This window comes from Streptomyces minutiscleroticus (genome assembly GCF_014650875.1).
GTDB classification, from domain to species: Bacteria; Actinomycetota; Actinomycetes; order Streptomycetales; family Streptomycetaceae; genus Streptomyces; species Streptomyces minutiscleroticus.
Genome location: NZ_BMVU01000007.1, coordinates 137,173 through 159,957 on the forward strand (window position 1 = coordinate 137,173; position 22,785 = coordinate 159,957).

Here is a 22,785-nt window from a genome sequence, read left to right on the forward strand (position 1 = left end):
CCCTGCGGCACGGAGCGCGGCGACCGTGCTCGCGCGCGAGGCGCGGTTCCCGCCGAGGGCGGCCTCAGACGACGCGCACGCCGCGGTGCCAGACCGCCGCGGCCAGCGGCACGCCCGGCCGGTAGGCGAGGTGGACGTGGCTGGGCGCGTCGAGGAGGACCAGGTCGGCGCGGGCGCCGGGGACCAGCCGGCCCACGTCGTCGCGGCGCAGGGCCGCCGCGCCGCCCGCCGTCGCCGACCACAGCGCCTCGTCGGGCGTCATCCCCATGTCCCGCACCGCCAGGGCGACGCAGAACGGCATCGAGGACGTGAAGGACGACCCCGGGTTGCAGTCGGTGGACAGCGCCACCGTGGCGCCCGCGTCCAGCAGGCGGCGGGCGTCGGGCCAGGCGGCGCGCGTGGAGAACTCCGCCCCGGGCAGCAGCGTCGCGACGGTGCTCCCCTGCGCGAGCGCGTCCACGTCCGCGTCGGTCAGGTGCGTGCAGTGGTCGGCGCTGGCCGCGTCCAGTTCCACCGCCAGCTGCACGCCGGGCCCGTACGAGAGCTGGTTGGCGTGGACGCGCGGCGTCAGGCCCCGCTCCCTGCCCGCGGTGAGAACCGCCCGCGCCTGGTCGCCGTCGAAGGCGCCCTCCTCGCAGAAGACGTCGACCCACCGCGCGTACGGGGCGCAGGCGTCGAGCATCGGGCCGGTGACGAGGGACACGTACGCGGCCGGGTCGTCCGCGTGCTCGGGCGGGACGACGTGGGCGCCCAGGAAGGTCGTCTCGTCGGTGTGCCGGGCGGCGATCCGCAGCGCGCGGGCCTCGTCCTCGACGGTCAGCCCGTAGCCGGACTTGGTCTCCATCGTGGTGGTGCCCTGGCGGAGGGCCTCGTGGAGGTGGCGGGCGAGGGTGCGTTCGAGCGCGGCGTCGCCGGCGGCCCGGGTCGCGGCGACGGTGGTGCGGATGCCGCCCGCGCCGTAGGGCCGCCCGGACATGCGGGCGGCGAACTCCTCGGTGCGGTCGCCCGCGAAGACCAGGTGGGAGTGGGAGTCGACGAAGCCGGGGATCACCGCCCGGCCCGCCGCGTCGACCCGGTCGTCGGCGGCGGGTGCCCTGCCGGCTGCGCCGACCCACGCGACGCGGTCGCCGTCGAGGACGACGGCCGCGTCGCGGACCAGGCCCAGGGGCGACGCGTCGCCGAGGGAGGGCTCGTTGGTGACCAGTGCGGCGATGCCGCTGATGACGGTGCTGCTCATGACGTCCTTCCGGGCGGTCGGCCGAGGGGTGCGCCCGGCGGGGGCCGGTGGCGGTACGGGCGGCGGCGGGGTCAGGCGCGCAGGGCCCCGACGGCGGCGGCGAGGGCCGACGGCACGTCGGGGACGAGGGTGTGCGCCCCGTCGCGCACGATGTGGCGGCCCGCCACGACCGTGTGCCGCACGTCCGCCGCCGTCGCGGCGAACACGGCCGTCTCGGCGCCGAGGCGCGGCGGCGGCCCCGCCGTTCTGACCGAGTCGAGCGCGACGGTCGTGAAGTCGGCGGGCGCCCCGGGCTCCAGGACGCCCGCCCCCTCCCAGCCGAGGGCGGCGTGGCCGTCCTGCGACGCGGCCCGGAGCAGGGCGGCGGCCGTCCAGTGGCCCCGGACGCGGGTGCGCAGGCGTTCGTCCAGCTCCATCGCGCGCGCCTCCTCGAACGGGTCGATCACGGCGTGGCTGTCGGAGCCGAGGCAGAGCGGCGAGCCCGCCCGCTGCAGGGCGGCGGCCGGGCCGATGCCGTCGGCGAGGTCGCGTTCGGTGGTGGGGCACATGCAGACGCCGGTGCCGGAGCCGCCGAGCAGGGCGACGTCCTCGTCCGTGAGGTGGGTGGCGTGCACGGCGGTGGTGCGCGGCCCGAGCACGCCGTGGTCGGCCAGCAGCCGCGCGGGCGTGCACCCGTGGGCCGCGCGGCAGGCGTCGTTCTCGGCCGTCTGCTCGGACAGGTGCACGTGGAGCGGGGCCCGCCGCTCCCGCGCCCAGCGCGCCACGGTCGCCAGCTGGTCCGCCGGCACGGCCCGTACGGAGTGGACCGCGGCGCCGATCCGCACGTGGCCGTCCTCCTTGAGGAGGGAGGCGCGCTCCGCCCACTCCTCGGCGGTGCCGTCGCCGAAGCGGAGCTGGTGGCGGTTCGGGGGCTCGCCGAAGCCCGAGGAGAGGTACGCCGTGTCGAGCAGGGTGATGCGGATGCCCGCGTCGGCGGCGGCCGCCACCAGCGCCTCGCCCATCGCGTTGGGGTCGGCGTAGCGGACGCCGCCGGGCGCGTGGTGCACGTAGTGGAACTCGCCGACCGCCGTGACGCCCGCCAGCGCCATCTCCGCGTACACGGCGCGGGCCAGCGCGTGGTACGTCTCCGGGGTCAGCCGGTCCGCGACGGAGTACATGACCTCGCGCCAGGTCCAGAAGGTGCCGGAGCCGACCTGGACGGTGCCGCGCAGGGCGCGGTGGAAGGCGTGGCTGTGGGCGTTCGCGAGGCCGGGCAGGGTCAGGCCGCGCAGGACCTCGGCGCCGGGCGGCGGCGCGGCCACGCCGTCGCGGACGGCGGCGAGGCGGCCGTCGCGGACCTCGGCGGTCACGCCCGGTTCGACGTGCGTCCCGAGCCAGGCGTGCTCCAGCCAGTAGGTCGTCATCCGCGGACGAGTCCTTCCAGTGCGTCGGCGAGCGCGGTCACCCCGGCGGCGCAGTCGTCCTCCGTGGCGTGCTCGGCCGGGGAGTGCGAGACGCCCGTGGGGTTGCGTACGAACAGCATGGCGGTGGGGACCGTCCCGGAGAGGATTCCGGCGTCGTGTCCCGCGCCGGTCCCCAGGACGGGGGTGCCGGGTCCCAGGACGCGTACGAGTTCGTCCCGCAGGGCGTGGTCGAAGCCGACGACGGGGGTGAACGACTCGCGGACGACGTCGAGTCCGACGCCGTGCTCCCGGGCGTACGCGCGGGCCGCCCTCTCGACGCCGGTGACGACGGCGTCGAGGCTCTCCGGGTCGGCCGCGCGGGAGTCGAGCCAGCCGCGCACCAGGGAGGGCACGGCGTTGACGCCGTTCGGCTCGACCGCGACCTTGCCGAAGGTGGCGAGGGCTCCGGCGAGGCGGGCCTCGCGGCGGGCGGCGAGGACGGTCTCGGCGTACGGGAGCATCGGGTCGCGGCGGTCGTCGAGGCGGGTCGTGCCGGCGTGGTTGGCCTCGCCCCGGAAGTCGAACCGCCAGCGGCCGTGCGGCCAGATGGCGCTCGCCACGCCGACGGCGTCGCCGGACAGGTCCAGGGCGCGGCCCTGCTCGACGTGGAGTTCGACGAAGGCGCCGATGCGGGCGAGGCGTCCGGGGTCGGGCCCGATGGCCTCCGGGTCGTACCCGGCGGCCTCCATCGCCCGCGGCAGGGTGACGCCGTCGGCGTCGGTCAGCCGGTGGGCCTCCTCCGCGGTGAGCCGGCCCGCGGTGAGCCGGGAGCCGACGCAGGCGAGCCCGAACCGGGCGCCCTCCTCGTCGCCGAAGTTGACGACGCCGAGGGGCCTGGCGAACTCCGTCCCCCTGTCGCGGAGCTCGTCCAGGGCGGCGAAGGCGGAGACGACGCCGAGGGGGCCGTCGAAGGCGCCGCCGTCCGGCACGGAGTCGAGGTGGGAGCCGGTGACGACGGCGTCGCCGAGGGCGGGGTCGCCGAGCCACGCCCACTGGTTGCCGTTGCGGTCCACCTCGTACGCCAGGCCGCGGTCGCGGGCCTGCTGGGCGAACCAGGCCCGGCAGTCGGCGTCGGCGCCCGTCCAGGCGTAGCGGCGGTAGCCGCCGGAGGCCGAACTGCGGCCGATCGGCCGCAGCTGCGCCCACATGCTGTGGAAACTCACCGGCCGCCGCCCTCGCGCACCGCGTCGCCACCGGCGCCGGCCGGGGCGCCGGTCCCGCGCACCGCGTCGGCCGGACCGCCGTCCTCCTCGCGCATCGGTACGCGCACGCCGCGCTCGGCCGCCACCTCCTCGGCGGTCTCGTACCCGGCGTCGACGTGCCGGATCACGCCCGTACCGGGGTCGTTGGTGAGTACGCGGCGGATCTTCTCGCCGGCGAGCCTCGTGCCGTCGGCGACGGTGACCTGGCCCGCGTGGATCGAGCGGCCCATGCCGACGCCGCCGCCGTGGTGGACCGACACCCACGACGCGCCGGAGGCCACGTTCACCATGGCGTTGAGCAGCGGCCAGTCGGCGATCGCGTCGGAGCCGTCGCGCATGGCCTCGGTCTCGCGGTAGGGCGAGGCCACCGAGCCGCAGTCCAGGTGGTCGCGGCCGATCGCCAGCGGGGCCGCCAGCTCGCCGCTCGCCACCATGTCGTTGAAGCGCTCGCCCGCCCGGTCGCGCTCGCCGTAGCCGAGCCAGCAGATGCGGGCGGGCAGGCCCTGGAAGCGGACGCGCTCGCCGGCCAGCCCGATCCAGCGGGCCAGGGACTCGTTCTCCGGGAAGAGGTCGAGGATCGCCCGGTCGGTCCTGGCGATGTCGGATGCCTCGCCCGAGAGCGCCGCCCACCGGAACGGCCCCTTGCCCTCGCAGAACAGCGGCCGGATGTAGGCGGGCACGAACCCGGGGAAGTCGAACGCCCGCTCGTACCCGGCGAGTTTCGCCTCGCCCCGGATGGAGTTGCCGTAGTCGAAGACCTCGGCGCCCGCGTCCTGGAAGCCGACCATGGCCTCGACGTGCCGGGCCATGGACTCGCGGGCGCGGGCGGTGAAGGAGGCCGGGTCCTTGGCGGCGTACGCGGCCATGTCCTCGAAGGCGACGCCGGCCGGGAGGTAGGAGAGGGGGTCGTGGGCCGAGGTCTGGTCGGTGACGACGTCGACGGGCGCGCCCTCGGCGAGCAGGCGCGGCAGCAGCTCGGCGGCGTTGCCGAGCAGGCCGATCGAGAGCGGGCGTCGGGCGTCGCGGGCCTCGACGGCGAGCCGGAGGGCATGCTCCGGGGAGTCGGCCCGTACGTCCAGGTAGCGGTGCTCGATACGGCGTTCGACGGCGCGCGGGTCGCAGTCGACGCAGATCGCCACGCCGTCGTTCATGGTGACGGCGAGCGGCTGGGCGCCGCCCATGCCGCCGAGCCCTGCGGTCAGGGTGATGGTCCCGGCGAGGCTGCCGCCGAACTTCTTGGCGGCGACGGCGGCGAACGTCTCGTAGGTGCCCTGGAGGATTCCCTGGGTGCCGATGTAGATCCACGAACCGGCCGTCATCTGCCCGTACATGGTGAGTCCGAGCTGTTCGAGCCGCCGGAACTCCTCCCAGTTCGCCCAGTCGCCCACCAGGTTGGAGTTGGCGATCAGCACGCGCGGCGCCCACTCGTGGGTCTGCATGACGCCGACGGGGCGGCCGGACTGCACGAGCATGGTCTCGTCCTGCTTCAGCGTCCGCAGCGTGCGCACCATGGCGTCGAACGACCGCCAGTCGCGGGCGGCCTTCCCGGTGCCGCCGTAGACGACCAGCTTGTCGGGGTGCTCGGCGACCTCGGGGTCGAGGTTGTTCTGGAGCATCCGCAGGGCGGCCTCCTGCTGCCAGCCCAGGGCGCTCAGCTCCGTGCCGCGCGGCGCTCGCACGCCGCCGGGCGGCGGTCCGTAGGTCCTCGTCCGGGGGCTGTGGGGGGAGGCGGGCGGGCGGGGTCCTGACACGGTCGGCCTCCTGGCGGGCGGCTCGCCGGTGGTACGCGCGGCGCACTCCGGCATGGCAGTGGTTATTCACATCCTCACGACATGAATAGAACCAGTCAATACGTGCACGCCCCCGCGGGAACGGCGCCGCGGGTGTTTCGCTGGACGTATGGCGACCTACACAGGCGGCACGGGCGGCAGGGACGCGAGAACCACGGCGGCGGACGGCGGGGAGGGCGCGCCGGGAGGCGGCGAGGGGATACCGGGCGGGGCGGCGGACGGTGCGGAGGGCGCGCCCGGCGGCGGCGCGGAGGCCCGCGGCGCGCGGCGGGACGAGGCCGTGCGCGCCGCCGTGGAGCAGGGGCTCGTCGGCCCGGACCGCCCCGTCGCCGGCCTGCTGGACGTGGCCGGCGTCCGGGCGGAGGCGGCCGCGCTGCGCGCGGCGTTCGAGGCGGTGACCGCGCCCGGGACCCCGGTCCTGCACGCGTTCGCGGTGAAGGCCACGCCCCTGGTACCGGTCCTGCGGCTGCTGCACGCGCAGGGCGTCGGCGCCGAGGTGGCGAGCCCGGGCGAACTGGCCCTGGCCCGGGCGGCCGGGGTACCGGCGTCCCGCATCGTGCTCGACTCCCCCGCCAAGACCCCGGCCGAGCTGCGGGAGGCGTTGGCGCTCGGCGTCGCGGTCAACGCGGACAACCCCCAGGAACTGGCGCGCCTCGACGCCCTCGTCCGCTCGGCGCAGCCGCGCTCACCGCTGGGACTGCGGGTGAACCCGCAGGTCGGCGGAGGCTCGATCGGGGCGCTGTCCACGGCGACGGCCACCTCGAAGTTCGGCGTGGCGCTGCGGGACGAGGGGGCCCGGGAGTGGGTCGTCCGGGCGTACCTGGACCGCCCGTGGCTGACCCGGCTGCACACGCACTCCGGGTCGCAGGGCATGCCGCTGGAGCTGATGGCCCGCGGGGTGGCGGAGGCGTACGCGCTCGCCGAGGAGGTCAACGCCCGGGCCGGGCGGCGGCAGGTCGACACGCTCGACATCGGCGGCGGCCTGCCGGTGAACTTCGCGTCGGACGAGCAGACCCCGACGTACGCGCGGTACGCCCGGCTGCTCGCACGGACCGTACCGGGGCTGTTCGACGGGCGGTACGGGCTGGTCACCGAGTTCGGGCGGTCGCTGCTGGCCAAGCAGGGACTGGTGCTGGCCCGGGTGGAGTACGCCAAGACGGCCGGGGGCCGGGCGATCGCGGTCACGCACGCGGGGGTGCAGGTGGCCACCCGCACGGTGTACGCGCCGGGGTCCTGGCCGCTGCGGATGCTGGCGTACGACGCGAAGGGACGGCCCAAGCAGGGGCCCGACGTCGTGCAGGACGTGGCAGGCCCCGCGTGCTTCGCGGGCGACCTGCTGGCCGAGGGACGGGCGCTGCCGCGCCTGGAGCAGGGCGACCACGTGGCCGCGCCGGACACGGGCGCGTACTACTTCGCCCACCACTACGGCTACAACTCCCTGGCGCGGCCCGGGGTGTACGGCTTCGGCCCGGACGGAGCGGGCGGCGTCCGCTTCGTGACGGTGCGGGAGCCGCAGACGCTCGACGAGATCGTGGCGGAGTCGGGAGGCGGCGACGCCACGGGCCTGACGGACGCGTTCTAGACGGAAGGGCACGTCAGGGCAGGTCAAGGCGGTTTCCCGGGGTGCGGGCGCGCCGGGGCATTCGTCCGACCCTAGTCGTCGCGGAGGACACCCCGCAGTCGAATGCGATTTCCCTCACCCCGGAGGCGCACGGTGCGTAACTTCTTCGTCACTCGGCCGGAGCGTACGGGTGTGAGGGGGGGTGCACCGTGTCCGGAATCGACGAATGCCTGCTGGAGGCCATGCGGCTGCCCGGGGCCCGGGGTGCCGCGGTGGTCGACTGGACCAGCGGGCTGGCCCTGGGCACGGTCGGGGACTCGCCCACCGGGGACCACGAGGCGACCGCGGCGGAGACGGCGGAGTTCGCCCGGCTGGCCGCGGAGCACAAGACCTTCGCCCCCGCGGAGGGCGCGGACTGGGCGGGCGGCGAGCCCCCGGTCGAGGACCTCGTCGTCAGCAACCGCGACAGCTACCACGTGCTGCGCTTCGTCCGGACGACCTTCGACAGCAGCGTCTTCCTCCACCTGTGGATGGGCCGCTCCGACGGCAACCTCGCGCTGGCCCGCATCCGGCTGGGCGAGATGGCGGAACGGCTGGTGGTGGGATGACCGCCGTCGAGACGCGCGAGCCGCCCGGCCGGAAGGCGGCGGACCGCAGCGCGCACACCGGCCTCTCCCCCATGCTGGGCCGGCTGGCCGCCGAGCGGGCGAGCGGCGTGCTCACCCGCGACCGCGGCGTGCTGTACCTGGTGGACGGCCAGGTGGTGCACGCCGAGAGCCCCGCCACGCCCGGGCTCGACGTCCTGCTCACCGCGGGCGGGACGCTGGGCTCCGAGGGCTGGTGGGAGGCGGTCTCGCAGGCCGGGGCCGAGCGGCGGGTGGGCCGGTTCCTGGTGGACAGCGGCCGGCTCTCCGCGGGCGCGCTGGAACTGTGCCACCTGGGGGCGCTGTACGACGCGGCGTACTTCACGCTCGGCCCGAACAGCGGCCCGACCCGGTTCCGCTACGGGGTCGCGCACTGGATCGGGCCCGTGCGCCCGGTCTCCGTGGCGGCCGTGGAGCGGGAGACGCTGCGGCGCCGGGCCCTGCTGGACCGCATCTGGCCGGAGTCCGCGACCGACACCGAGCCGGTCGAGCGGACCGGCCGGCGCGCCGACCCCTCCCTGCCGCCGCGCCGCCGCACGGTCCTCGACCACGTGGACGGCGAGCGCACGGCGGCGGCCATCTCGCTCGCCCTGGGCCGGCCCGGTTTCCACACCCTGGTCGACCTGCGGCGGCTCGCGGCGGCCGGGATGGTCACCGCGACCGTGCGTCCGGCGGCGGCAACGCCGCCGGACGCACGGCCACCGGCCGACGGGCCACCGGCCCGGCCGGTTCCTCCGCCGGCCGACCGGCCGGTTCCGCGGGCGGCGTCCGATCCGGACATCGGCCTGCTGGTCAGGCTCAAAGAAGCCCTGGAGGCCCTGTGATCCGCGCGCTCCGACAGCGTGCCGAGAGGAGGCAACTGATGGCGGCCGAAGCCGAGGTCCTCGACGAGCTCCGCCGGCTGCGGGCCCGTCTTCCCCAGTTGACGGGGGCGCTCGCCGCCAGTGCCGATGGTCTGGTGCTGGCCCGGGACACACCCGGCGTGGAGCCGGAGGGCGTGGCGGCGCTCACCGCCGCCGCGCTCGGCGTGGCCCTGCGGATGGCGGACGCGACGGACCGCGGCGACTTCCGCGAGCTGCTCGTCCGCGGCGAGCGCGGCTACGTGGCGACGTACGCGGCGGGTCCGTCCGCCGTCCTGACGCTGCTGGCCGAGGACCGGGTGAACGTCGGCCGGCTGCACCTGGAGGGACGGCGGTCCGGGAGCCGGATCGCGGAGGCCGTCGCGGCGGTCGCCGCCCAGGCGGCCGCGTCCGGCGACAGGAAGGCCGCCCCGAGGGCCGGGGACGCCGCGAGCACCGGGAAGGCGGAGACTCCCGGCCGCGCGTCCAAGGGACCCGGGCACGTACGGAAGGCCGCCGAGCCCGGGAGACCCGCGGACGCCGGGGGCCCGGGGGACGACGGGGCAGCGGGGACCGCCGCGGACACGGTCCCGGCCGAAGGGCCGGACGACCGGGCGGACACGCCGGACGCGCCCGACCCGGTGGCTCCGGCCGGCCCGGCGGACCCGCCGGGCACCGCGACCGCCCTGCCCGTCCGCACGACCGGCACCGGCACCACCGGCACCCGGACCACCGCGCCGCGCATGAGGACGACCACCCGCGCGGCGCGCACCACCGAATCCAGCGGCAAGGGCTGCTGAGCACAGACGGACACAGACACCGAAAGGACACACCGATCATGGCCAATACCGAGTCGGCGCTGAAAGAGGCCCTGGCCTCCATCGAGGGCGCGACGGGAGCCGCGCTCGTCGACTACACCAGCGGCATGGCGCTGGGCACGATCGGCGGCAGCAAGGGGTTCGACCTCAATGTGGCGGCCGCCGGCAACACCGACGTCGTCCGCGCCAAGATCCGCACGATGGAGCACCTCGGCCTGAAGGGCGAGATCGAGGACATCCTGATCACCCTGAGCAACCAGTACCACCTCATCCGGCTCCTCAAGGGACGCGGCGGCAACGGCCTCTTCCTCTACCTGGTGCTGGAGGCCGGCCGCGCCAACCTGGCGATGGCCCGGCACCAGCTGCGCAGGATCGAGGCGGAGCTGGAGGTCTGAGCCGAGCGGTCCCGGCGGCGGGCGCCACGGAACCGCACACCGCCCCGGCCCGCCGCCGGGACACATCTCGCGGCCGTCTCCGGCCGGCCCGGTACCGCCGGACCGGCCGGAGACGGCCGCGAGGGGCGGCGGTTCAGACGAGCGCGTCGACGCGGCGGCGCGCGCCGCCCGGGGCCGCGTCGCCGGCCGCGATGCCCGTGCTGCGGTAGCCCTTGACGGGCTTGCCCGCCGGCGCGCCCGCGCCGCGGCCGAGCCAGTCGACGCGGACCCACAGCAGGGCTTCCAGCTCGCGCTCGCGGCGGCCGATCCGGGCCGCCTTCAGGCGCAGCCCGGTCCCGGCGCCGGCGAGCAGCATCCCGCCCGCCGCGGGCACCGCGAAGGCGCTGCCCAGGGCGGCGGCGAAGGCGAGGAGCAGCCACCAGCGGTGGCCGCGCCGCCAGTTGCGCGTCGTCACGGCGCGGTCCTGCAGGACGTCGTGCCGGCCCGCGCGCGCGGCGCCGCGCGCCAGGGCCGCGTACCGCTTCCTGCGCACGCACGCCACGACGGCGGCCGCGACCAGGAACAGGGCCGCGCCCGCCAGTACCCCGATCCGGCGCCCGGTGACCCCGGGCACCAGTACGCCGATCCCCGCCGCGAACACGCCGAGCCACCACAGCGGTGCGGCTCCGGCCCGTACGACGACGGCCACCCGAGCCAGTCCCTGACCTCCGCGTCCCACCGGCCCTCTCCTCCTTCGGACTCCGTGCCTCCGTACGCCTTCGGGCGCGCAGGCTAACCGGTGAAGGTGAGACGATTCTGAGAACGGCGGACGGCCCCGGCACCGGACGCCTCCCCGGCGCCGGTCGACACCTGGCACCGGACGGCGCGTCGGCACCGGACGGCGCGTCCGGGGATGTGCGCGGACACCCGTCCCGCCCGCTACTCGACGAACAGCCCCCGCGCCGCCGCCCGCGCGTCGAACTCCTCCAGGCGGGCCTGTGCGTCCGGCAGGTCGTCGCACATGGCCTCCAGCAGCACCCGCCCCAGCAGCATCGGCGCGCAGGCCGTGTCGAAGGCGAGCCCGGTGCCGACGGCGGCGGGCAGCAGCAGGTCCGACACCTTCGCCACCGGCGCGAACGCCGAGTCCGCGACGGTGACGACGGTCAGTCCGGCCTCCCTGGCGTACGCCAGCACCTCCACGACCTCGCGCGGATGGCGCGGCAGCGCGAAGCACAGCAGGGCGCTCGCCCCGGCGCGCACCGCCGCGTCGATCCGGTCCTGCAGCAGGGAGCCGCCCTCGTGCAGCGGCCGCACGTCGGGGTGGACCTTGGCGGCGAAGTACGCGAAGCCGTACGCCTGGGCCGCCGCGGCGCGCAGCCCCAGCACGGGCAGCGGCCGGGACGCGGCCAGCAGCCGGCCCGCGCGCGTGACAGGCCGCGGGTCGGCGAGCACCTCGGCCAGGTGCCGGAGGTTCTCGATCTCGGCCTCGACGGCCTGCTGGTACGCGTTGTGCGCGACCGGCTCCGCGGGGGCGGGCCCGGCGGGCGCGACCTCGCGCAGGTGCCTGCGCAGCGCGGGGTAGCCGTCGAAGCCGAGGGCGACGGCGAAGCGGGTGACGGAGGGCTGGCTGACCCCGGCCAGCTCGGCGAGTTCGACGCTCGACAGGAACGGCACCTCGGCCGCCCGGCGCACCATGCTGTGCGCGATGCGCCGCTGGGTGGGCGTCAGCCGGTGCCCCTCGAAGAGGGCCTGCAGGCGCGCGGCAGGGCTGTCCGCCCCGTTCATGAGGTGCTCTCCTTCGGCTGGCGACGCGTGAGGACCGGGCAGGCGGTGGCCGCCGGGGCCGCGGCGGCCACCGGGGACCGCGCGGGCCACCGGTCCCGGCCGCCGGGGCACCGGCGGCCGTTCAGCTCCCGAAAACCCTGCATGACCCTATACAGCACCGGCAAGGGGCCGCCCCGGACGACCGCCTCCCTCCGTCGTCCCCGGCCGCCGCTGGGGCCCGTCCCCGTACGAATACGGGGGCTGGCCCCCGTGCCCGGCGCACCCCGGATTCCTACCGTGAGGGCATGGCCGGTATGGAGGCGCGCGACGCCGAACTCAAGAAGGAACTCGACGCCGCCCTGCACGCGCGCAGGGAACTGGGCGAGGAGTACGAGTCCGCGCTGGTCGACTCGTTCCTGGAGAAGGTCGAGCAGCGGCTGGACGGGGCGGTCGACCGCCGGGTGCGGCGCCACCTGGCGGAGCGGCGGACGGCGGAGGAGCGGAGCGCGCGCTCCCCGCGGCCCGCCGACAGCTGGGGCGAGCGCTTCGGCTTCGGCGTCATCTCGCTGGTCCTGGCGATCCCGCTGTCCGCCATCGGCGGCGGCGTCGCCGATCTGCGAGGGCTCCTGGTCGCCTGGACGGGCATCGTCGGGGTCAACGCCGTGCAGGCGCTGCGCACCTCGCCGAGGATCGGCCGCCGCGGCGACGGGCAGGACTCCGGCTGGGAGGAGTGAACGGCGGGGACCGAGGGCTGCGGACCGGAACCGGGCGGGACGGCGCCCCGGGCGCGGGGGAAGCGGGAGCGCCGGGCGCCTCCGGGGGTGAGGCGTCCGGCGCTCGCGCGGGAAAGGGTGTGCGCGGGGACCGCCGCACCCCCGTGAACGGGGGGCGGGACGACGGCGGTCCCCGCGAGGGACGCGGGCCGGGTCAGGGCCGGGCTTGCGCGTCCGTGGCGTTCACGAAGGTCCGGGAGCCGCTCCGGAGGTTCATGACGCCGTTTCGGGTGCCGGCCCGGGGCGGGGAGCCTCCCCCAGTGCTGAACGCCTGGGAGGTGTCCCCACCGCCTGCCGACACCCACCAATGTGCCGGACCAGTGTTAAGCGGGTGCTGCGCGGACGTGACGTGCTCGTACCACTTCCACGAAGTTCCTCCGGGAGGCGAAGTTCCTCCGGGAGGCGCCGCGGGATCCGGACGCGCAGGGGCGCCGCGGGAGCGCTTCCCGCGGCGCGCCCGCCCGGCGGGCCCCTTCCGGCCCTGCCGCCCCTACTGCTTCGCGCCGCCCTTGGCGAGGAAGGACAGCAGGTCCTGGCGGCTGACGACGCCGGTCGGCCTGCCCTCGACGAGGACGATCGCGGCGTCGGCACCGCCCAGCACGGACATCAGGTCGCCGACCGGCTCGCCCGAGCCGACCTGCGGCAGCGGCGGGCTCATGTGCTTCTCCAGGGTGTCGTCCAGGGAGGCGCGCTGGGCGAACAGGGCGTCGAGCAGCTCCCGCTCCACCACGGAGCCCACGACCTCGGCGGCCATCACGTCCGGGTGTCCGGCGCCCGGCTTGACGATCGGCATCTGCGAGACGCCGTACTCGCGCAGCACCTCGATGGCCTGGCCGACGGTCTCGTCCGGGTGCATGTGGACCAGGGAGGGGATGGAGCCGCCCTCCTTGTCGTTCAGCACGTCGCCGACGCGGGCGCTCGGACCGGAGTCCTCCAGGAAGCCGTAGTCGGCCATCCACTCGTCGTTGAAGATCTTGCTCAGGTAGCCGCGGCCGCCGTCCGGCAGCAGGACGACCACGACGTCGTCGGGGCCGAGCCGCTCGGCCACCTTCAGCGCGGCGGCCACGGCCATCCCGCAGGAGCCGCCGACCAGCAGCCCCTCCTCCTTGGCCAGCCGGCGGGTCATCTGGAAGGAGTCCTTGTCGGACACGGCGACGATCTCGTCGGCGACGGTCCGGTCGTAGGCGCTGGGCCAGAAGTCCTCGCCGACGCCCTCGACCAGGTACGGGCGGCCGGAGCCGCCCGAGTACACCGAGCCCTCCGGGTCGGCGCCGACGACCTTCACCCTCCCGTCACTGGCCTCCTTCAGGTAGCGGCCGGTGCCGGAGATGGTGCCGCCGGTGCCCACGCCCGCCACGAAGTGCGTGATCCTCCCCTCCGTCTGCTCCCACAGCTCGGGGCCGGTCGAGTGATAGTGGGAGAGGGGGTTGTGGGGGTTGGAGTACTGGTCGGGCTTCCAGGCGCCCGGCGTCTCGCGTACGAGCCGGTCGGAGACGTTGTAGTACGAGTCCGGGTGCTCGGGGTCGACGGCGGTCGGGCAGACGACCACCTCGGCGCCGTAGGCGCGCAGTACGTTGATCTTGTCGGTGCTCACCTTGTCGGGGCACACGAAGATGCACTTGTAGCCCTTCTGCTGCGCCACGATCGCGAGGCCCACACCAGTGTTTCCGCTGGTCGGCTCGACAATGGTGCCGCCCGGCCGCAGCTCTCCGCTCTGCTCCGCCGCCTCGATCATGCGCAGGGCGATGCGGTCCTTCACGGAACCGCCCGGGTTGAAGTACTCGACCTTCGCCAGGACGGTCGCCTGGATGCCCGCGGTCACGTGGTTGAGCTTCACCAGCGGGGTGTTGCCGACGAGGCTGATCATCGAGTCGTGGAAGTGCACCGTTGTCTCCGGAGCTGCAAAAGGGGTGGTCTGGGTGGTGCCGCCAGCCTATGCCCCCTCTCGGCGTTACCGGACCGCCGCGATTGGACGGCCGTCTCCACGGGGCAAGCAGTTGATGTACGGCTACGAGGAGGTGGCGGCTTCGCATGTCGAGGGCGAGGGTGGCACGGCGGATCGCGGCGGGCGCGGCCTACGGCGGCGGTGGCGTCGGCCTGCTGGGAGTGGCGGCGGCGGGCGTTCTGCTGGCCGAGGTGCAGCTGGCGAAACGGCAGGTGGGAAACGGCTCCAGCCCGCTCCCGCCCAGCGCGGACGGCCTGTACGGGCACGCGTACTCCGGTCATCCGGAACCGCTGCTGCTGACGATGCTCGGCGACTCCACGGCGGCGGGCCAGGGGGTGCACCGGCCCCGGCAGACGCCGGGGGCGCTGCTGGCCGCGGGGCTGGCGGCGGTGGCGGAGCGGCCCGTGCGGCTGCGCAACGTGGCGGTGCCCGGCGCCCAGTCCGACGACCTGGACCGGCAGGTCGGCCTGGCGCTGGAGGGGCCGGAGCGGGTGCCCGACATCTGCGTCATCATGATCGGCGCCAACGACGTCACGCACCGCATGCCGCCGACCCGCTCGGTGCGCCACCTGGCGTCGGCGGTGCGCCGGCTGCGGACGGCCGGCGCCGAGGTGGTCGTGGGCACCTGCCCCGACCTGGGCACCATCGAGCCGGTGCAGCAGCCCCTGCGGTGGCTGGCCCGCCGCGCCTCGCGCCAGCTCGCGGCGGCGCAGACGATCGGGACGGTGGAGCAGGGCGGCCGCACGGTGTCGCTGGGCGACCTGCTGGGCCCGGAGTTCGAGGAGAACCCCCGCGAGCTCTTCGGCCCCGACAACTACCACCCCTCCGCCGAGGGGTACGCCACGGCGGCCATGGCGGTGCTGCCGACCGTCTGCGCGGCGCTCGGCCTGTGGCCGGCCGAGGAGGAGCGCCCGGACGTCTCGCGCCGCGAGGGGTTCCTGCCGGTGGCCCGCGCCGCCGCGGAGGCCGCCTCGGAGGCGGGCACGGAGGTCACGGCCGCGATGCCGACGGGCCCGCGCGGCCCCTGGGCCCTGCTCAAGCGCCGCCGGCGCCGGCGCGTCCCGGAGTCCGACCCGGCCCCGACGACCTGACCCGGCACCGGAGAACCGAACCGACCGGGAACCCCCGTCACCAGCCGCTCCGGGCATTGGCGGCTCCGGTCACCAGCGGCCCCGGGCGTTGGCGGCTCCGGTCACCAGCGGCCCCGGGCGTTGGCGGCTCCGGGCGCCGGTGCCGGCGGGGTGCGCCCCCGGCCCGCCGCACGGCAAAAAGCAAGCGCTTAGAAAAGTGCGGTCCGTGTCACACCGCCGCCCCGGTGACCCCGACGGTACGTACGGGTAACTTCCCCCTCAGTCCCGCTGTCTCTCCGCCGTTGGAGCCGTGATGCCCGAAGCCGTGATCGTCTCAGCCGCCCGCTCCCCGATCGGCCGCGCCTTCAAGGGCTCCCTGAAGGACCTGCGCCCGGACGACCTGACCGCCACGATCGTGCAGGCGGCCCTCGCCAAGGTCCCCGGGCTCGACCCGGAGGACATCGACGACCTGATGCTCGGCTGCGGGCTCCCGGGCGGCGAGCAGGGCAACAACCTCGGCCGCATCGTCGCCGTGCAGATGGGCATGGACCACCTGCCCGGCTGCACGATCACCCGTTACTGCTCCTCGTCGCTGCAGACGACCCGCATGGCGCTGCACGCCATCAAGGCCGGCGAGGGCGACGTGTTCGTCTCGGCCGGCGTCGAGATGGTCTCCCGCTTCGCCAAGGGCAACTCCGACAGCCTGCCGGACACGCACAACCCGCTCTTCGCCGAGGCCGAGGCCCGCACCGCCGCCGTGGCCGAGCAGGAGGGCACGACCTGGCACGACCCGCGCGAGGACGGCCTCCTCCCGGACGCGTACATCGCGATGGGCCAGACCGCGGAGAACCTGGCCCGCCTGAAGGGCGTCACCCGCCAGGAGATGGACGAGTTCGGCGTCCGCTCGCAGAACCTCGCCGAGGAGGCCATCGGGAACGGCTTCTGGGAGCGCGAGATCACCCCGGTCACGACCCCGGACGGCACGGTCGTGAGCAAGGACGACGGCCCCCGCCCGGGCGTCACCCTGGAGGGCGTCCAGGGCCTGAAGCCGGTCTTCCGCCCGGACGGCCTGGTCACGGCCGGCAACTGCTGCCCCCTGAACGACGGCGCCGCCGCCCTCGTGATCATGTCGGACACCAAGGCGCGCGAGCTCGGCCTCACGCCGCTCGCCCGCGTCGTCTCCACCGGCGTCTCCGCCCTCTCCCCCGAGATCATGGGCCTCGGCCCGGTCGAGGCGTCGAAGCGGGCGCTGGCCCGCGCCGGGCTGACGATCGGCGACATCGACCTGGTCGAGATCAACGAGGCCTTCGCCGCGCAGGTCATCCCCTCCTACCGCGAGCTGGGCATCGACCTCGACAAGCTGAACGTCAACGGCGGCGCCATCGCCGTCGGCCACCCCTTCGGCATGACCGGCGCCCGCATCACCGGCACGCTCATCAACTCCCTCCAGTGGCACGACAAGCAGTTCGGCCTGGAGACGATGTGCGTCGGCGGCGGCCAGGGCATGGCGATGGTCATCGAGCGCCTCAGCTAGCGCCGTGACCGGCGCCGGTGCGGGCCCGCGCCCCGGCGGCGGGCGGCGCGGGCCCGCACCGCGCGCTCAACCGGGCCGCCGCACGGCCCCGGAGTCCCGGTTCTCCTCCGGGGCTCCGGGCCGTTTTGTGATCCAATCTGCCCCATGATGTGACCTGTCTCCCGCCTGTACGGGAAGCGCGCAGGTCAGGGCAGTTGCCCCGGGACCTCCCGGGCCCAAAGTCCCGCCCCATTCGTGACGTCCTGCACTGACAGGTGGATAGTCCACCCTTCAAGCTGATGTAGGAAGTCGGGGGTCGACTTTGAACCGGGAGTACGTCAGTGAGCGCCATGTCCCTTGCCCTGCTGCTCACCACGGTCGCCGCCACGGCCGTGGGCGCCGCCGGTCTGCGTGCCGTGCACGGCCTGCGCCGGCAGATCGATGACCTGCACAGAGAGTTCGCCGAGAGCCGCGGCGCGGTGGTCCGCGCCGTCGTGCCCGCGGCCCGCACCACTCCGGACACCGACGACATACGCGCCGCCGTCGCGGAGGCGCTCGCCGAGGAGCGGGAGCGGGAGCTGGCCGAGGCCCGGGCCTTCTGGGCGGCCCAGGAGGCGCGCGACGCCCCGGACGCCCCGACGCTGCTCGGCCTGACGGACAGCGAGCTGTTCCTGCCGCGGCCGGCGGACTTCGCGGGCCTGGAGCCGGTGACCGAGCCCGGTGCGGACGCGGACGACTTCCCGTCCCGGGACCACGTCCAGGAGGGGGCGCCCAGCGAGTCCCCCGAGCTGGCCGCGGCCCGGCGCCGCCACCCCTCGCACCCGGACTTCGTACCGGTGCAGTCGCCGGCGGCCGACGACCACGAGCGCACGGTCGCCTGCCTGGAGGAGCTGGCCCGCTCGGGCACCGCCCTGGCGGACGTCCGCCCCGGCCCGCTGGGCACCCTCGACGTGTACGTCTTCGCCGACGGCACGACGCTCTGCATGACGCCGGGCCACCGCGAGACCGCGGAGGAGCTCGCCGACGCCCTCGACGAGGGCGAGGCCCCGGTCCTCCTCGGCGGCTCGGGCGTCTCGGGCGCGTACACCCTGACGTTCTCCTGGGGAGACCGGAACGTCTACATCCTGGCCGACCGCGTCATCGCCTCGCTGTAGTCCGCAGCGCCGCCGCGGCCCGCGCGCCCCTCGTCGTCCCCCACGCGCCGGAGTTCACACTCCGGCGCGTTTCTGTGCCTCCTCCACCAGCCGCACCGCGTTCTCCATCTCCCCCTCGTCCTTCAGGACGAGCGCCAGGTCGTGCCCGGCCACGGTGATCTGGTCGGCGGCGGCGAACATGCCCGCGTCGGGCATCTCGCGGACCTCGGCCAGCGGTTCCTCCAGCTGCTGGGCCCGCCGGGACAGCTCTCTGGCGAGGCCCAGCGCCTCGGCCGCAGCGCCGCGCTGCAGCCGGCTCTGCGGAGCGGCGCGGAGCCGGTCGGCGAAGTGGTCCACGGCACGGGTCAAGGGCGTCGTATCTAGCACGCGGCGACCCTAACGCGTCTTTCCGGGACTGTTGCCAACGCGCGGACGCTCAGGCACGGTGACGTGAAGGACCGGCCACATCGAACGCGTCCGGAGGCGCCGATGTCCCAAGTCTTCTCCGAGGAGACCCATCGCAACCTGCTCGCCCGCATTCCCCACTGCACCGGTCGTGAAGTGTCCGACTGGCTCCGCACCGTCGACGAAGGACCCGCTCTCTTCCGCTTCGAGGAGAAGGTCAGCTGGCTCCGCGCCGAGCACAACCTCGCGTACGGCCACGCCAAGGCGATCATCCACGAGTACGACCTGAGGAGGGCTGCGCGCCGGCTGGCCTGAGCGCGCACCGGTGGGGAGACACCGGGCAGGGAACGGCGAAGGGCCCGCGAGCCGAAGCTCGCGGGCCCTTCCTCCGTGGACGGGCGGGACCGGCCGGTCCCGCCTCGGCGCCCTTAGTCGTCGCCGCTGAAGATGGCGACCAGGCGCAGCATCTCCACGTAGATCCACACCAGGGTCATGGTCAGGCCGAACGCGGCCAGCCATGCCTCCTTGCGCGGGGCGCCGTAGGCGATGCCGTCCTCGATCTGCTTGAAGTCCAGCGTCAGGAAGAACGCGCCCAGGACGATCGCGATGATGCCGACGATCGCGCCGAGCGGGCCGAAGCTGCGCAGTCCGCCGTCCTCGGCGACGCCGAAGGCGACCAGCAGCAGATTGACCGCCATGACCAGCACGAAGGCGATGGCGATGGCCATGCCGATGCGGGCGTAGCGCGCGGTGACCCGGATCCAGCCCGCCTTGTAGATCAGCAGGGTGGCGCCGGAGACCGCCATGGTGCCGAGCACCGCCTGGAAGGGCGCGCCGTTCCAGCGGGCGTTGAACATCTCGCTGAGCACGCCGAGGAACACGCCCTCGAACGCGGCGTACGACAGGATCAGCGCGGGCGAGGCGTTGCGCTTGAAGCTCTGGACCAGCGCGAGCACCATCGCGACGAGCGCGGCGCCGATGGCCAGGCCGTAGCTGGTGGCCGAGACCGGCAGCAGGGCCCACGCCAGGACGGCGCCGACGGCGACCGTGCCGAGCGTCATGGCCGAGCGCGTGACGACGTCGTCCATCGTCATGCGGTCGGTGGTGGACGGGGCCTGCGGCGGAGCGCCGTGCTGCAGGTCCTGCTGGGCGTAGGGGTTCTGGGCGTACGGGTTCTGCGCGTACGGGTTGCCGCCCTGCTGGGCGTACGGGTTCCCCTGCGCGTAGGGGTTGCCCTGCGTGCCCACAGCTGCTCCCCCGGCCTGCGGCGCGGTGTTGAAGCCCGCGTAGCCGTTGTCGCGGCTGAACCCCCGTCGCGAGAAGACCGGGTTGCTGCTCCTCATTTCACTCCTCCATGGCCGCCTCTGCGGCCTTGGCTCAAGAGTAATGGGTAGGCAAAGGATTGCCTCTAGTGCTTGGGGAGGATCTTTCCCCTGTTGTGACCGCCAACACCAGGCTCGGACCCCGCATTCCCCTGCGCCTTTACAACGCCGACGACCCCGTCCGCGGTTCCGCCGTCCGGGGCCCGTGAGGTAAAAGGCACCTTTTGGGACGGGCGTACGGACCCCGGGCGCGCCCTCAGTCGAGGGGGAAGCCCGTGTAGCCCTCCGCGAGGTCCGTCCCGGCCGCGCGGGAGGTGGCGATGCGGTCCAGACGGGCCAGCTGGATGCGGTCGTCGAAGGGCGTGGCGCCGGGGGCGCGGTGCAGCATCGTGGTCATGTCGTAGGAGAAGCGCTCGGCCTGCCACACGCGGCGCAGACAGGTCTCGGAGTAGGCGTCGAGACGCTCGGCCGATCCCGTCTCCCCGAGGTGGACGAGCGCGCGGGCGAAGGTGACGACGTCGCCGACGGCGAGGTTCAGGCCCTTGGCGCCGGTGGGCGGCACGATGTGGGCGGCGTCCCCGGCGAGGAAGAGGCGGCCGTGGCGCATCGGCTCGTGGACGTAGGACCGCATGGGCGTGACGGACTTCTGGGTGATCGGCCCGCGCTCCAGGCGCCAGTCGTCGCCGGTCTCGAAGCGGCGCTCCAGCTCGTCCCAGATCTCCTCGTCGCCCCAGTCGGCGGCGTCGGTGCCCTCGGGGACCTGGAGGTAGAGGCGGGAGACGGACGGGGAGCGCATGGAGAGCAGGGCGAAGCCGCGGTCGTGGCGGGCGTAGACCAGCTCGTCGTGCGAGGGCGGCACGTCGGCGAGGACGCCGAGCCAGCCGAAGGGGTACGTCCGCTCGAAGACCCGGGACAGGTGCTCGGGCACGGCCTTGCGGGCCACGCCCCAGAAGCCGTCGCACCCGACCACGTAGTCGCACTCCAGCACGGACTCGCGGCCCTCGTGCCGGTAGCGGACGCGCGGGCTGTCGGTCCCGGCGTCCTCGACGGCCAGCGCCTCGGCCTCGAAGAGCAGCGGGCCGCCCTCCTTCAGCTGGAGCGCGATGAGGTCCTTGCAGACCTCGGTCTGGGCGTAGACCATCACGGCACGGCCGCCGGTGAGCGCGGGGAAGTCGACGCGGTGGCGGCGGCGGTCGAAACGCAGCTCGATGCCGTCGTGCGGGAGGCCCTCGCGGTCCATGCGCGCGCCCGCCCCGGCGGCCCGCAGCACGTCGACCGTGCCCTGCTCCAGGATCCCGGCCCGCTGGCGCTGCTCGACGTAGGCGCGGTCGCGGCTCTCCAGGACCACCGAGTCGATGCCGGCGTTGTGCAGCAGCCGCGCGAGGAGGAGGCCGGCCGGGCCGGCGCCGATGATGCCGACGGTGGTGCGCATCGGGCTTCCCTTCGATTGACGTCGTCGTCATGTTCGCGCAGTGAAATTTCCTTCACTGATATGCTCCCGCGAGTCTCCGACCGCAGAGGTCCGCTGTCAACGGTCGGGCGGCGAAGAGGGTGGGGCGGTGGGGACGGCGAGGGAAGACACCCGGAGGGGCCAGGGCTCCCGGAGTCCCCGGAGCCCCCGGAGTGATCGAAGTCCTGGGAGTGCCCGGAGCCCTCAAGGGAGGACGCGGCGAAGAGGGAGAGGCGGAGGTGCCCGGAACCGGACTCGAACCGGTACGCCCGCGAGGGGCAGCGAGGTTTAAGCTCGCCGTGTCTGCTTTCCACCATCCGGGCAGGCCATTGGGCTCCGCATTGAGCTTCCGAGCCTATCGGGACGCATCCTGCGAGCAGCGGGGACCCGGTCCGATGTTGTCTTATTTTATTGGCGTCTGAGGGCTCGTCAGACATCGGCACTCGCCATCCGCACATGCCAAACGGGCTCAGGACCTGCATAGACGCCGTACAGGGAATGACGTGATTTCACCGCCCGGACGGGGAGCACCGGTGCGGAGCCCGTCGCGGGCCCCCGTCGGCGCTGTCTCGGGGGCCGCCCTCCTCCCCAGGTATGACACGGCCCCCCGCGGTCCGACCCTGGTCGCCCCCGGGAACGGGAACAGCGGCTGACTCCGCGGCGCCGACCGGGGTGAACGATGGGAAGCACGCCGCCACCCATCGCCGTACCGACAGGAGCACCAGTCGTGACCACCACGCCCACCGCCGTCCGGACCACCGCCGTGGCCGCCCGCGCCACGGACCTGTCGAAGACCTACGGCACGGGCGAGACGCGGGTCGTCGCCCTCGACCGGGTGTCCGTCGACTTCCGGCAGGCCGAGTTCACCGCGATCATGGGGCCCTCCGGCTCCGGCAAGTCCACGCTGATGCACTGCGTCGCCGGACTGGACACGTTCTCCTCCGGCTCGGTGCGCATCGGCGACACGGAGCTGGGGGCGCTGAAGGACAAGCACCTCACCCGGTTGCGCCGGGACAAGATCGGCTTCATCTTCCAGGCGTTCAACCTGCTGCCCACCCTGACCGCCCTGGAGAACATCACCCTTCCCATGGACATCGCCGGACGCAAGCCCGACCGGCAGTGGCTGGACACCGTGATCGACATGGTGGGCCTGTCCGGCCGGCTCTCCCACCGGCCCTCGCAGCTCTCCGGCGGCCAGCAGCAGCGCGTCGCGGTCGCCCGGGCGCTCGCCTCCCGCCCCGACATCGTCTTCGGTGACGAGCCGACGGGCAACCTGGACTCCCGCTCCGGCGCCGAGGTCCTGGGCTTCCTGCGCAACTCCGTGCGCGAACTGGGCCAGACCGTCGTCATGGTCACGCACGACCCGGTGGCGGCGGCGTACGCGGACCGCGTGGTCTTCCTCGCCGACGGGCGCATCGTGGACGAGCTGCGGGACCCGACGGCGGACGCGGTGCTGGACCGCATGAAGCGGTTCGACGCGAAGGGCCGCACGAGCTGACGCCG

At 74.6% G+C, this 22,785-nt stretch carries 20 protein-coding genes, 1 tRNA gene and 1 pseudogene; 11 read left to right on the forward strand and 11 right to left on the reverse strand.

Annotated features, from left to right (window positions below):
• Window positions 1-64: 64 nt before the first annotated feature.
• From hutI to hutU, 4 genes are all read right to left on the reverse strand, one after another.
• Window positions 65-1,237 (reverse strand): imidazolonepropionase, encoded by a 1,173-nt coding sequence (hutI, locus tag IE271_RS11430; protein WP_190190133.1) that lies wholly within the window; start codon window positions 1,235-1,237, stop codon window positions 65-67.
• Between the two features lie 71 nt (window positions 1,238-1,308).
• Entirely contained in the window at window positions 1,309-2,640 is a 1,332-nt protein-coding gene (locus IE271_RS11435) for a formimidoylglutamate deiminase (RefSeq protein WP_190190134.1), read from the reverse strand.
• Complete coding sequence (locus IE271_RS11440) at window positions 2,637-3,842, reverse strand: allantoate amidohydrolase (RefSeq protein WP_190190135.1); 1,206 nt, start codon at window positions 3,840-3,842, stop codon at window positions 2,637-2,639. Before IE271_RS11440 ends, IE271_RS11435 begins: the two co-directional genes overlap by 4 nt.
• Window positions 3,839-5,632 carry a urocanate hydratase gene (hutU, locus tag IE271_RS11445; protein ID WP_373308747.1) on the reverse strand — a complete coding sequence of 598 codons (1,794 nt, stop codon included), beginning with the start codon at window positions 5,630-5,632 and terminating at the stop codon, window positions 3,839-3,841. Before hutU ends, IE271_RS11440 begins: the two co-directional genes overlap by 4 nt.
• A 148-nt stretch (window positions 5,633-5,780) precedes the next feature.
• On the opposite strand from hutU, the gene IE271_RS11450 reads away from it, so the two are divergent.
• The 5 genes and pseudogenes from IE271_RS11450 to IE271_RS11470 all read left to right on the forward strand — a co-directional run bounded on the left by IE271_RS11450 (window position 5,781) and on the right by IE271_RS11470 (window position 9,928).
• Window positions 5,781-7,253: a type III PLP-dependent enzyme domain-containing protein gene (locus IE271_RS11450; protein ID WP_190190136.1), complete on the forward strand. Its 1,473-nt coding sequence runs from the start codon at window positions 5,781-5,783 to the stop codon at window positions 7,251-7,253.
• Window positions 7,254-7,441: 188 nt separating this feature from the next.
• Window positions 7,442-7,840 carry a hypothetical protein gene (locus tag IE271_RS11455; protein ID WP_190190137.1) on the forward strand — a complete coding sequence of 133 codons (399 nt, stop codon included), beginning with the start codon at window positions 7,442-7,444 and terminating at the stop codon, window positions 7,838-7,840.
• Complete coding sequence (locus tag IE271_RS11460; protein ID WP_373308748.1) at window positions 7,837-8,700, forward strand: transcriptional regulator; 864 nt, start codon at window positions 7,837-7,839, stop codon at window positions 8,698-8,700. The genes IE271_RS11455 and IE271_RS11460 overlap by 4 nt, the downstream gene beginning before the upstream one ends.
• Window positions 8,701-8,738: 38 nt before the next feature.
• Window positions 8,739-9,114 (forward strand): annotated as a pseudogene (locus IE271_RS11465) (roadblock/LC7 domain-containing protein); the annotation flags it as partial.
• Window positions 9,115-9,553: 439 nt separating this feature from the next.
• Window positions 9,554-9,928 (forward strand): roadblock/LC7 domain-containing protein, encoded by a 375-nt coding sequence (locus IE271_RS11470; RefSeq protein WP_190190138.1) that lies wholly within the window; start codon window positions 9,554-9,556, stop codon window positions 9,926-9,928.
• Window positions 9,929-10,061: 133 nt separating this feature from the next.
• Here the strand turns inward: IE271_RS11470 and IE271_RS11475 are convergent, their stop codons facing one another.
• Together IE271_RS11475 and IE271_RS11480 are read right to left on the reverse strand one after the other, a co-directional pair.
• A complete protein-coding gene (locus IE271_RS11475) occupies window positions 10,062-10,646 on the reverse strand; it encodes a hypothetical protein (protein ID WP_190190139.1) in 585 nt (194 codons plus the stop codon).
• Window positions 10,647-10,846: 200 nt separating this feature from the next.
• A complete protein-coding gene (locus IE271_RS11480; RefSeq protein ID WP_190190140.1) occupies window positions 10,847-11,692 on the reverse strand; it encodes a MurR/RpiR family transcriptional regulator in 846 nt (281 codons plus the stop codon).
• 293 nt (window positions 11,693-11,985) lie between these two features.
• Between IE271_RS11480 and IE271_RS11485 the strand changes: the two genes are divergently transcribed.
• The gene (locus tag IE271_RS11485) at window positions 11,986-12,405 is read left to right on the forward strand and encodes a hypothetical protein (RefSeq protein WP_190190181.1); all 420 of its coding nucleotides are present in this window, start codon (window positions 11,986-11,988) and stop codon (window positions 12,403-12,405) included.
• A 529-nt stretch (window positions 12,406-12,934) separates the two neighbouring features.
• Here the strand turns inward: IE271_RS11485 and IE271_RS11490 are convergent.
• Window positions 12,935-14,329, reverse strand: coding sequence for a cystathionine beta-synthase (locus IE271_RS11490; RefSeq protein WP_190190141.1), 1,395 nt, complete (start codon window positions 14,327-14,329; stop codon window positions 12,935-12,937).
• 146 nt (window positions 14,330-14,475) lie between these two features.
• Between IE271_RS11490 and IE271_RS11495 the strand changes: the two genes are divergently transcribed.
• The 3 genes from IE271_RS11495 to IE271_RS11505 all read left to right on the forward strand — a co-directional run bounded on the left by IE271_RS11495 (window position 14,476) and on the right by IE271_RS11505 (window position 18,126).
• Window positions 14,476-15,480, forward strand: a complete 1,005-nt coding sequence (locus IE271_RS11495) for an SGNH/GDSL hydrolase family protein (protein ID WP_190190142.1) — start codon at window positions 14,476-14,478, stop codon at window positions 15,478-15,480.
• Between the two features lie 292 nt (window positions 15,481-15,772).
• Window positions 15,773-16,993 carry an acetyl-CoA C-acetyltransferase gene (locus tag IE271_RS11500; protein WP_190190143.1) on the forward strand — a complete coding sequence of 407 codons (1,221 nt, stop codon included), beginning with the start codon at window positions 15,773-15,775 and terminating at the stop codon, window positions 16,991-16,993.
• Between the two features lie 320 nt (window positions 16,994-17,313).
• Window positions 17,314-18,126 (forward strand): hypothetical protein, encoded by an 813-nt coding sequence (locus tag IE271_RS11505; RefSeq protein WP_190190144.1) that lies wholly within the window; start codon window positions 17,314-17,316, stop codon window positions 18,124-18,126.
• A 54-nt stretch (window positions 18,127-18,180) separates the two neighbouring features.
• On the opposite strand, the gene IE271_RS11510 is transcribed toward IE271_RS11505, so the two are convergent.
• Entirely contained in the window at window positions 18,181-18,474 is a 294-nt protein-coding gene (locus tag IE271_RS11510) for a hypothetical protein (RefSeq protein WP_229919261.1), read from the reverse strand.
• A 120-nt stretch (window positions 18,475-18,594) separates the two neighbouring features.
• Here IE271_RS11510 and IE271_RS11515 point away from each other — a divergent pair, with 120 nt between their 5' ends.
• The gene (locus IE271_RS11515) at window positions 18,595-18,825 is read left to right on the forward strand and encodes a DUF4287 domain-containing protein (protein WP_190190146.1); all 231 of its coding nucleotides are present in this window, start codon (window positions 18,595-18,597) and stop codon (window positions 18,823-18,825) included.
• A 113-nt stretch (window positions 18,826-18,938) separates the two neighbouring features.
• Here IE271_RS11515 and IE271_RS11520 read toward each other — a convergent pair whose 3' ends face one another.
• From IE271_RS11520 to IE271_RS11530, 3 genes are all read right to left on the reverse strand, one after another.
• Window positions 18,939-19,853 (reverse strand): Bax inhibitor-1/YccA family protein, encoded by a 915-nt coding sequence (locus IE271_RS11520; protein WP_190190147.1) that lies wholly within the window; start codon window positions 19,851-19,853, stop codon window positions 18,939-18,941.
• A 235-nt stretch (window positions 19,854-20,088) separates the two neighbouring features.
• Window positions 20,089-21,264 carry a 4-hydroxybenzoate 3-monooxygenase gene (locus tag IE271_RS11525; RefSeq protein ID WP_190190148.1) on the reverse strand — a complete coding sequence of 392 codons (1,176 nt, stop codon included), beginning with the start codon at window positions 21,262-21,264 and terminating at the stop codon, window positions 20,089-20,091.
• Between the two features lie 258 nt (window positions 21,265-21,522).
• A tRNA-Leu gene (locus IE271_RS11530) sits at window positions 21,523-21,605 on the reverse strand.
• Between the two features lie 404 nt (window positions 21,606-22,009).
• Here IE271_RS11530 and IE271_RS11535 point away from each other — a divergent pair.
• Window positions 22,010-22,780 (forward strand): ABC transporter ATP-binding protein, encoded by a 771-nt coding sequence (locus tag IE271_RS11535; RefSeq protein ID WP_190190149.1) that lies wholly within the window; start codon window positions 22,010-22,012, stop codon window positions 22,778-22,780.
• Window positions 22,781-22,785 lie beyond the last annotated feature (5 nt).